The 8,419-nt window shown below is 71.0% G+C and carries 9 protein-coding genes and 1 tRNA gene; 5 read left to right on the top strand and 5 right to left on the bottom strand.

Going from position 1 to position 8,419, the window contains the following annotated elements:
* Window positions 1-46: 46 nt before the first annotated feature.
* Both ACFWEP_RS27075 and ACFWEP_RS27070 read right to left on the bottom strand, forming a co-directional pair.
* On the bottom strand, window positions 47-1,444 hold the full coding sequence (locus tag ACFWEP_RS27075) for a GntP family permease (protein ID WP_387373739.1): 1,398 nt from the start codon (window positions 1,442-1,444) through the stop codon (window positions 47-49).
* Between the two features lie 12 nt (window positions 1,445-1,456).
* Window positions 1,457-1,966 carry a gluconokinase gene (locus tag ACFWEP_RS27070; protein WP_387373737.1) on the bottom strand — a complete coding sequence of 170 codons (510 nt, stop codon included), beginning with the start codon at window positions 1,964-1,966 and terminating at the stop codon, window positions 1,457-1,459.
* A 238-nt stretch (window positions 1,967-2,204) separates the two neighbouring features.
* Between ACFWEP_RS27070 and ACFWEP_RS27065 the strand changes: the two genes are divergently transcribed.
* From ACFWEP_RS27065 to ACFWEP_RS27055, 3 genes are all read left to right on the top strand, one after another.
* Entirely contained in the window at window positions 2,205-2,906 is a 702-nt protein-coding gene (locus ACFWEP_RS27065) for a FadR/GntR family transcriptional regulator (protein WP_387373735.1), read from the top strand.
* Between the two features lie 122 nt (window positions 2,907-3,028).
* Complete coding sequence (locus ACFWEP_RS27060) at window positions 3,029-4,114, top strand: S-(hydroxymethyl)mycothiol dehydrogenase (RefSeq protein WP_387373733.1); 1,086 nt, start codon at window positions 3,029-3,031, stop codon at window positions 4,112-4,114.
* A complete protein-coding gene (locus tag ACFWEP_RS27055) occupies window positions 4,114-4,743 on the top strand; it encodes an MBL fold metallo-hydrolase (RefSeq protein ID WP_387373731.1) in 630 nt (209 codons plus the stop codon). Before ACFWEP_RS27060 ends, ACFWEP_RS27055 begins: the two co-directional genes overlap by 1 nt.
* A 19-nt stretch (window positions 4,744-4,762) precedes the next feature.
* Here the strand turns inward: ACFWEP_RS27055 and ACFWEP_RS27050 are convergent, their stop codons facing one another.
* The 3 genes from ACFWEP_RS27050 to ACFWEP_RS27040 all read right to left on the bottom strand — a co-directional run bounded on the left by ACFWEP_RS27050 (window position 4,763) and on the right by ACFWEP_RS27040 (window position 6,394).
* The gene (locus ACFWEP_RS27050) at window positions 4,763-5,701 is read right to left on the bottom strand and encodes a pseudouridine synthase (protein ID WP_387373730.1); all 939 of its coding nucleotides are present in this window, start codon (window positions 5,699-5,701) and stop codon (window positions 4,763-4,765) included.
* 151 nt (window positions 5,702-5,852) lie between these two features.
* Entirely contained in the window at window positions 5,853-6,212 is a 360-nt protein-coding gene (locus ACFWEP_RS27045) for an alcohol dehydrogenase catalytic domain-containing protein (RefSeq protein WP_387373742.1), read from the bottom strand.
* 94 nt (window positions 6,213-6,306) lie between these two features.
* Window positions 6,307-6,394: transfer RNA gene (locus ACFWEP_RS27040), tRNA-Leu, on the bottom strand.
* A gap of 223 nt (window positions 6,395-6,617) precedes the next feature.
* On the opposite strand from ACFWEP_RS27040, the gene ACFWEP_RS27035 reads away from it, so the two are divergent.
* Complete coding sequence (locus ACFWEP_RS27035) at window positions 6,618-7,961, top strand: M20/M25/M40 family metallo-hydrolase (RefSeq protein WP_387373728.1); 1,344 nt, start codon at window positions 6,618-6,620, stop codon at window positions 7,959-7,961.
* A gap of 166 nt (window positions 7,962-8,127) precedes the next feature.
* Complete coding sequence (chpH, locus tag ACFWEP_RS27030; RefSeq protein ID WP_328722588.1) at window positions 8,128-8,361, top strand: chaplin ChpH; 234 nt, start codon at window positions 8,128-8,130, stop codon at window positions 8,359-8,361.
* The last annotated feature ends 58 nt before the right edge of the window (window positions 8,362-8,419 follow it).

Here is an 8,419-nt window from a genome sequence, read left to right as displayed (position 1 = left end):
TGGTGAAGCAGGAGCCGGGGGCCGTCAGGCACCCCGTAGGGGGGGCCTACAACACCAGGGACAGCAGCAGGATGAAGGCCAGCGAGCAGACGGAGATGATGGTCTCCATCACCGACCAGGTCTTGACCGTCTGGCCGACGTCCATCCCGAAGTACTCCTTCACCAGCCAGAAACCCGCGTCGTTGACGTGGCTGAAGAAGAGCGAGCCCGCGCCGACCGCGAGGACCAGCAGCGCGGCGTGCGAGGTCGACATGTCGGCCGCCAGCGGGGCGACCAGGCCGGCCGCCGAGATGGTCGCGACCGTCGCCGAACCGGTCGCGAGCCGGATGCCGACCGCGATCAGCCAGCCGAGCAGCAGCGCGGGTATGGACCAGTCCTCGGAGAACTCCAGGATCATCCGGCCGACACCGGCGTCGATGAGGGTCTGCTTGAAGCCGCCGCCCGCGCCGACGATGAGCAGCACGCCCGCGATCGGGGCGAGCGACTTCTCGACGGTGCCGGCCAGCCGGTCCTTGGTGAACCCGGCGGCCCGGCCCAGCGTGAACATGCCGACGATGACGGCGGCGAGCAGGGCGATCAGCGGGGAGCCGATGACGTCGGTGACCTTCTGGACACCGCTCTCCGGGTCGTCCACGACGATGTCGACCAGGGCCTTCGCCAGCATCAGCACGACCGGCAGCAGCACGGTGGCCAGCGTCGCGCCGAAGCTCGGGCGGTGCTCCAGCTCCTCGGAGGCACGTTCGGGAACCATGCGCTCGGGGGCCTTGATGTCCACCCAGCGGGCGGCGAACCGGGAGAAGACCGGACCGGCGATGATCACGGTCGGAATGGCGACCACCACGCCGAGGGCCAGCGTGACACCGAGGTTGGCGTCGAGCGCGTCGATCGCGACGAGCGGACCGGGGTGCGGGGGGATCAGTCCGTGCATCACGGAGAGACCCGCGAGCGCCGGGATGCCGATCCGCATCAGGGAGTAGTTGCCGCGCTTGGCGACGAGCAGCACCACCGGGATCAGCAGCACGATGCCGACCTCGAAGAAGAGCGGCAGGCCGATGATGGAGGCGATCAGCACCATCGCCCAGGGCATCGCCCGGCCGCTCGCCTTCGCGAGGATGGTGTCCACGATCTGGTCGGCGCCGCCGGAGTCGGCCAGCAGCTTGCCGAGTATCGCGCCCAGCGCGATGAGGACACCGACGCCCGCGACGGTGGAGCCGAGCCCTGCCGTGAAGCTGGCGATCGTCTTCTCCAGCGGAGCCCCGGCGAAGGAGCCGAGAGCCAGTGAGCCGATGGTGAGCGCCAGGAAGGCGTGCAACTTGAACTTGGTGATGAGCAGGACGATGACGGCGATGCCTGCGACGACAGCGATGCCCAACTGCGCGTTGCCCGCGGAGGTGATGGGATCGACGGCGTCCGCTGCCAGCATCTCGACGCTGAGACTGGTCACGGTGGGGGGTCCTTAACTCGCGAGCCGGCGCAGCGCGGCGACGGCACGTTCGGTGATCTCTTCAGGGGTGCCGGACACGTCGACCTCGACTCCCGCCTCGTCCGCTTCGAGCGGCTGGAGCGTGGCGAACTGCGAGTCGAGCAGTGCGGTCGGCATGAAGTGGTTCTTGCGCGCGGACATCCGCCCCTCTATGAGGGCGCGGTCTCCGGTCAGGTGGAGAAAGACGGCGTCGGGTGCCTCGCCCCGCAGGCGGTCGCGGTAGACCCGCTTCAGCGCGGAGCTGGAGACGACACCACCGAGTCCGGCCCGGCCGTGCGCCCACTGGCCGATGGCGTCCAGCCAGGGCCATCGGTCCGAGTCGTCCAGCGGGGTACCGGCGGACATCTTGGCGATGTTCGACTCGGGGTGGAAGTCGTCGCCCTCGGCGTACGGGACGCCCAGTGCAGTGGCGAGCAGGGGGCCGATCGTGGTCTTGCCGGTCCCTGCCACGCCCATCACCACGACGACGTGGGGGGTGTTCATTGGTGCCTCGCTGTCTTCTTCGACATCGGTCCGTCGCGCTACTGAAACCCATTAGGTCGTACTTATTCAAGTGGGTGTGACATAAAAGTCGTACTTAATGTCCTCCGGGGGCGGGTGCGACCCGCCGGATCGGCTCCGGCACCCCGCGCCTTCCCCGGCCCCCGCACCTCGACACCGCCCGGGAGCTCCCCGTCGGAGGCCGCCGTGGTGTCCCGGCGCCGCCCCGTACCCTTGCTCCATGACCGCGACGAGCCAGGGGCTCCATACGCATGTGCTGGACGCCCTGGGTCTGGAGATCACCTCGGGGGAGCGCCGGCCCGGCGACGTGCTGCGTACCGACGAGATCGCCCAGCGCTTCGAGGTCTCCCGCACCGTCGTCCGCGAGGTGGTCCGCGTGCTGGAGTCGATGCACCTCGTCGAATCCCGGCGCCGGGTCGGCGTGACCGTACGCCCCACCGAGGCGTGGAACGTCTACGACCCCCGGGTCATCCGCTGGCGGCTGGCCGGGGCCGACCGCCCGCGCCAGCTCCGCTCGCTGACCGTGCTGCGGTCCGCGATCGAGCCCGTCGCCGCCTCGCTCGCCGCCCGGTACGCCACCCCCGCGCAGTGCGCGGCCCTCACCGAGTGCGCCCTCGGCATGGTCGAGACCTCGCGCGGCCAGCGGCTGGAGGAGTACCTCCGCCACGACATCGCCTTCCACCGGGTGGTGCTGAACGCCTCGGGCAACGAGATGTTCGCCCGGCTCGGGGACGTGGTCGCCGAGGTCCTCGCCGGCCGCACCCACCACCAGGTGATGTTCGAGGACCCCGACCCGGCCGCCGTGACCCTGCACGTCAGGGTCGCCGAAGCGGTGCGCGGGAGGGACACGGAGGCCGCCGAGCGGCTCACCCGCGAGATCGCGCACGGCGCCCTGGACGAACTGGACGTACTCGCGCCCTGAAGGCCCGTCCGGGTCGGCGCACGCCCTCCCCCCACCGCGTACCGTGGTCCGTGTTCGATCTTCGGACAGCGGCTGGGGCGTCACAGGGGCCCCGGGGCCGCCACACAGAGGGAGACCAGGGTATGCCGCAGCAGGTGCAAGGGGTCGTCGCACCGGGGAAGAACGAGCCCGTACGGGTCGAGACGATCGTGATCCCGGACCCGGGCCCCGGCGAGGCCGTGGTGAAGGTCCAGGCGTGCGGTGTCTGCCACACCGACCTGCACTACAAGCAGGGCGGCATCAACGACGAGTTCCCCTTCCTCCTCGGCCACGAGGCGGCGGGCGTCGTGGAGTCGGTCGGCGAGGGCGTCACCGACGTCGCGCCCGGCGACTTCGTCATCCTGAACTGGCGGGCCGTCTGCGGCCAGTGCCGCGCCTGTCTGCGCGGACGCCCCTGGTACTGCTTCGACACCCACAACGCCAAGCAGAAGATGACGCTGCTCGACGGCACCGAGCTCTCCCCGGCGCTCGGCATCGGCGCGTTCGCGGAGAAGACCCTGGTGGCCTCCGGGCAGTGCACCAAGGTCGACCCCGCCGTGTCCCCGGCCGTGGCCGGTCTGCTCGGCTGCGGCGTCATGGCGGGCATCGGCGCCGCCATCAACACCGGCCAGGTGGGCCGGGGCGACTCCGTCGCGGTCATCGGTTGCGGCGGCGTCGGCGACGCGGCCGTCATGGGCGCGCGGCTCGCGGGCGCGGCGAAGATCATCGCCGTGGACATCGACGACCGCAAGCTGGAGACCGCGAAGAAGATGGGTGCCACGCACACCGTCAACTCCCGCGAGAACGACCCGGTCGAGGCGATCCGCGCCCTCACCGACGGCAACGGCGCCGACGTCGTCATCGAGGCGGTCGGCCGCCCCGAGACGTACGAGCAGGCGTTCTACGCCCGCGACCTGGCCGGCACCGTCGTCCTCGTCGGCGTCCCCACGCCCGAAATGCGCCTCGAACTCCCCCTCCTCGACGTGTTCGGCCGCGGCGGCTCGCTGAAGTCCTCCTGGTACGGCGACTGCCTGCCTTCCCGCGACTTCCCCATGCTCGTCGACCTGCACCAGCAGGGCCGGATCGACCTCGGCGCCTTCGTCACCGAGACCATCGGCATCGGCGACGTCGAGCGCGCCTTCGAGCGGATGCACGACGGCGACGTGCTGCGTTCGGTGGTGGTCTTCTGATGGCCGCCCGCATCGACCACCTCGTCACCTCCGGCACCTTCGCGCTCGACGGCGGCGAGTGGGACGTCGACAACAACGTCTGGATCGTCGGCGACGACCACGAGGCGATCGTCATCGACGCCGCCCACGACGCCGACGCCATCCTGACCGCCCTCGGCGGACGTACGCTGCGCGCCATCGTCTCCACCCACGCGCACAACGACCACATCGACGCCGCCCCGGCCCTCGCCGACGCCACCGGCGCCCCGGTCCTGCTCCACCCGGACGACTTGGCGCTGTGGAAGCAGACCCACCCCGACCGCGCGCCCGACGGTGAACTGACGGACGGGCAGGAGATCGAGGTCGCCGGAACCCGGCTGACCGTCCTGCACACTCCGGGCCACGCCCCGGGCGCGGTCTGCCTGTACGCCCCCGAGCTCGCCACGGTCTTCACCGGGGACACCCTCTTCGCGGGCGGCCCCGGCGCCACCGGCCGGTCGTTCTCGCACTTCCCGACGATCGTGGACTCGATCAGGGACCGGCTGCTCGCCCTCCCCGCGGACACCACCGTCCGCACCGGACACGGCGACTCCACCACCATCGGCGCGGAGGCCCCGCACCTGGACGAGTGGATCGCACGCGGTCACTGACCCGCGCGATCCGTCCCGTTCACCGGTCCGGCCACGCGGAGAGCCGCAGCCCGCTCCTGAAGCGGCGCGGCTCACCCGTGACCGGATCGGTGAACTCCAGCACTCGTGCCAGCAGTTGCAGCGGGCGGGACCAGTCGTCCGGATCGCCCTGCGGCTCCACCACCGGATAGAGCGGGTCGTTGACCAGCGGAAGCCCCAACGTGCTCATGTGCAACCGCAGTTGGTGGGTGCGCCCGGTGGCCGGCAGCAGCCGGTAACGGCCGAGCCCGTCCCGCCGCTCCAGCAGCTCGACCCGGCTCTCGCTGTTCGGCTCGCCCGGCTCGTCGCGCGCGGCTATTACCCCGTGCTCCTTCACGATCCGGCTCCGCACCGTCCGGGGGAGCACCAGCCCCGGGTCGTACCCGGCGATCGCCTCGTACTCCTTGCGCACCAGCCGGTCCCGGAACAGCGTCTGGTAGGCGCCCCGGTCCTCGGGACGCACGACGAAGAGCACCAGGCCCGCCGTCAGCCGGTCCAGCCGGTGCGCGGGCTGGAGGTGCGGCAGCCCCAGCTGGTGCCTGAGGCGCGCCACCGCCGTCTGCGTCACGTGCCGGCCGCGCGGCGTGGTGGCGAGGAAGTGCGGCTTGTCGGCGATCACCACGTGCTCGTCGCGGTACACCACCCCGACCGGGAACGGCACCGGCTCCTCGGGCGCGAACTCCCGGTGGAACCAGAGGCCGAGCCCGCTCTCGTACGGCCGCGTCCCCGGCACCGGCAGTCCGTCCGCCCCGACGAACAGGCCCTCCGCCAGCATGGCGTCCACCCGCGCCACCCCGACCGCGGCACCGAACCGCTCCCGCAGATGGTCGCCCACCGTCGCCCAGGCCCCCTCGGGGTCCACCGGCAGCCGCACCCGCGCGGGATCGACGCCCTCGTGCTGGGGGAGCGGTGCGGCGGTGGACTTCCGGCGCCCCCTCACCAGGTCCCCGCCCGGAGCCGTACGACAGGGACCCCGGCCGCGGGCGAGGGACGGGCGGGCAGGGGGCGGGACATCGGATGGCCTCTCAGGTGGCGGGGGACGCGTGGTGGACAGCCAGCGCCGGAACCTGGGGGAAGTGGTGTCACATCCATCATGACAGGTCAGAGGGTGTGTCCGTAGGGCGGACGGCACAGGCGGCCAGCCTTCTCCGATCACCTCGCAGGCCCCCGGGAATCCCTGTCATGGCTACCTGGGGGAGGCCTGCCGGGGGCCTGCGGAGAACCGGCCCGGACGCCGCCGCACAGGAGCCTGCGGTGGACTCGGGCGGGAGGACGATCAGCTCCGCGTGCGCGCCGTGCGCGCCCACCGGGACCACGACGGCCGTCACGTGGTCGCCGACCCGCTGGCCGGTCGTCACGCCCTCACCGATCCGATCGACCACCCCGGCGGCATCCGTACCGGGCACGTGGGGCGGGTCCGCCCTCCGCCGTCCCGCGCCGGCGATCGGCAGCGTGTCGGTCGGGCTGTTCCCGCCCGGAGCGGATGGGCGCGAGCGACCGGGGCCGGAAAAGCAGAAGGACCCCAGTTCGACTGGGGTCCTTCGTTGGTGTCCGAGGGGGGACTTGAACCCCCACGCCCGATAAAGGGCACTAGCACCTCAAGCTAGCGCGTCTGCCATTCCGCCACCCGGACAAGGTGTCTGTCGTTCCCGGGGCCGTTGTTCCCGTTCCGACGTGGAAAACAATAGCAAACATTCGGGGGTGCTCGATCACACCTCCGGCTCAGCCCCGCTCACCCCCTCCGGCGCCCGGCGCGTGTGACGGGCGCGTGACGTCGGGGGGGACGGCCTTGGGCCGCACGGGGCGGGCGCGCGAGGATGAGGGGGAGCACCACCGTGACAGTGGAAGGAATCAGTGTGAGCGAGAGCAGCGCCTCCCAGGCAGGTCCGTCCGGGAAGACCGGCAACGCCGAGAACGAGGTCGTGGACCTCTGTCGTGAGCTGATCCGGATCGACACCAGCAACTACGGGGACCACTCCGGCCCCGGCGAGCGGCTCGCCGCGGAGTACGTCGCGGAGAAGCTCGCCGAGGTCGGGCTGGAACCGCAGATCTTCGAATCGCACAAGGGCCGCGCGTCGACCGTGGCCCGGATCGAGGGCGAGGACCCCTCCCGGCCCGCGCTCCTCATCCACGGGCACACGGACGTGGTCCCGGCCAACGCGGCGGACTGGACCCACGACCCGTTCTCCGGCGAGATCGCGGACGGCTGCGTCTGGGGACGCGGCGCGGTCGACATGAAGGACATGGACGCCATGACGCTCGCCGTCGTCCGTGAGCGGATGCGCAGCGGCCGCAAGCCCCCGCGCGACATCGTGCTGGCGTTCCTCGCGGACGAGGAGGCCGGCGGCACGTTCGGTGCCCGCTACCTCGTCGACAAGCACCCGGGCCTCTTCGAGGGCGTCACCGAGGCCATCAGCGAGGTCGGCGGCTTCTCCCTGACCGTCAACGAGCAGCTGCGTCTCTACCTGGTGGAGACGGCCCAGAAGGGCATGCACTGGATGAAGCTGACCGTGGACGGCACCGCCGGGCACGGTTCGATGATCCACAAGGACAACGCCATCACGGAGCTGTCCGAGGCGGTCGGCCGGCTGGGGCGCCACCAGTTCCCGGTCCGGGTCACCAAGACCCTGCGCCACTTCCTGGACGAGCTCTCGGACGCGCTGGGCACGGAGCTGGACCCGGAGAACATGGAGGAGACCCTCGCCAAGCTGGGCGGCATCGCCAAGCTCATCGGGGCCTCCCTGCGCAACACCGCCAACCCGACGCAGCTCGGCGCGGGCTACAAGGTCAACGTCATCCCCGGCCAGGCGACCGCCCACGTGGACGCCCGCTTCCTGCCGGGGTACGAGGAGGAGTTCCTCGCCGACATCGACCGGATCCTCGGCCCGAACGTGCGGCGCGAGGACGTGCACGCGGACAAGGCGCTGGAGACGACCTTCGACGGCGCCCTCGTGGACGCCATGCAGAAGGCCCTGGTGGCCGAGGACCCGATCGCGCGGGCCGTGCCCTACATGCTGTCGGCGGGTACGGACGCCAAGTCCTTCGACGACCTCGGCATCCGGGGATTCGGCTTCGCTCCGCTCAAGCTGCCGCCGGAGCTCGACTTCGCCGGCATGTTCCACGGCGTCGACGAGCGCGTTCCGGTGGACGGCCTGCAGTTCGGCGTACGGGTGCTGGACCGGTTCATCGACCACAGCTGAGCCCGCCCACGCACTTTCGCCCGCTCCCCGGTGACGTAATTCGCCCGCTTGTCCGTATCTCACCGGAAAGAGTGAAAGGGGGGTTGGACTCGTAGCCGTCTGATTTTCTCCTCGTTACAGGTGATGCGGTCCGCGGCTGGGACCGCATTTCCAACGAGGAGGAACAATGATCAAGAAGATTGCCGCCGCTGCGGCTGTCACCGGTGGTCTCGTGCTCGCGGGCGCCGGCATGGCTGTTGCCGACGCGGGTGCCCAGGGTGCCGCCATCGGCAGCCCCGGCGTCATCTCGGGCAACGTCATTCAGGTCCCCGTCCACGTTCCGGTGAACGTGTGCGGCAACACGATCTCCGTGATCGGGCTCCTGAACCCGGCCTTCGGCAACACCTGCGTCAACGCCTGACGTTGAGCGTCAACCCGTAAGGGTTTGAAGCCCGGTCGGCCCCGGAGCGCGCGCCATG

Origin of the sequence: Streptomyces sp. NPDC060198 (assembly GCF_042728415.1) — a bacterium.
In the GTDB taxonomy this organism is placed as follows: Bacteria; Actinomycetota; Actinomycetes; order Streptomycetales; family Streptomycetaceae; genus Streptomyces.
The sequence above is the reverse complement of the archived record's forward strand: the minus strand, read 5'-3'. Positions and strand labels throughout refer to the sequence as shown.

Excerpts from the sequence above, each read along its gene's own strand:
- ACFWEP_RS27070 (WP_387373737.1), bottom strand. The coding sequence starts at position 1,966 with ATGAACACCCCCCACGTCGTCGTGGTGATGGGCGTGGCAGGGACCGGC.
- ACFWEP_RS27065 (WP_387373735.1), top strand. The coding sequence starts at position 2,205 with ATGACCGCGACGAGCCAGGGGCTCCATACGCATGTGCTGGACGCCCTG.
- ACFWEP_RS27060 (WP_387373733.1), top strand. The coding sequence starts at position 3,029 with ATGCCGCAGCAGGTGCAAGGGGTCGTCGCACCGGGGAAGAACGAGCCC.
- ACFWEP_RS27055 (WP_387373731.1), top strand. The coding sequence starts at position 4,114 with ATGGCCGCCCGCATCGACCACCTCGTCACCTCCGGCACCTTCGCGCTC.
- chpH (WP_328722588.1), top strand. The coding sequence starts at position 8,128 with ATGATCAAGAAGATTGCCGCCGCTGCGGCTGTCACCGGTGGTCTCGTG.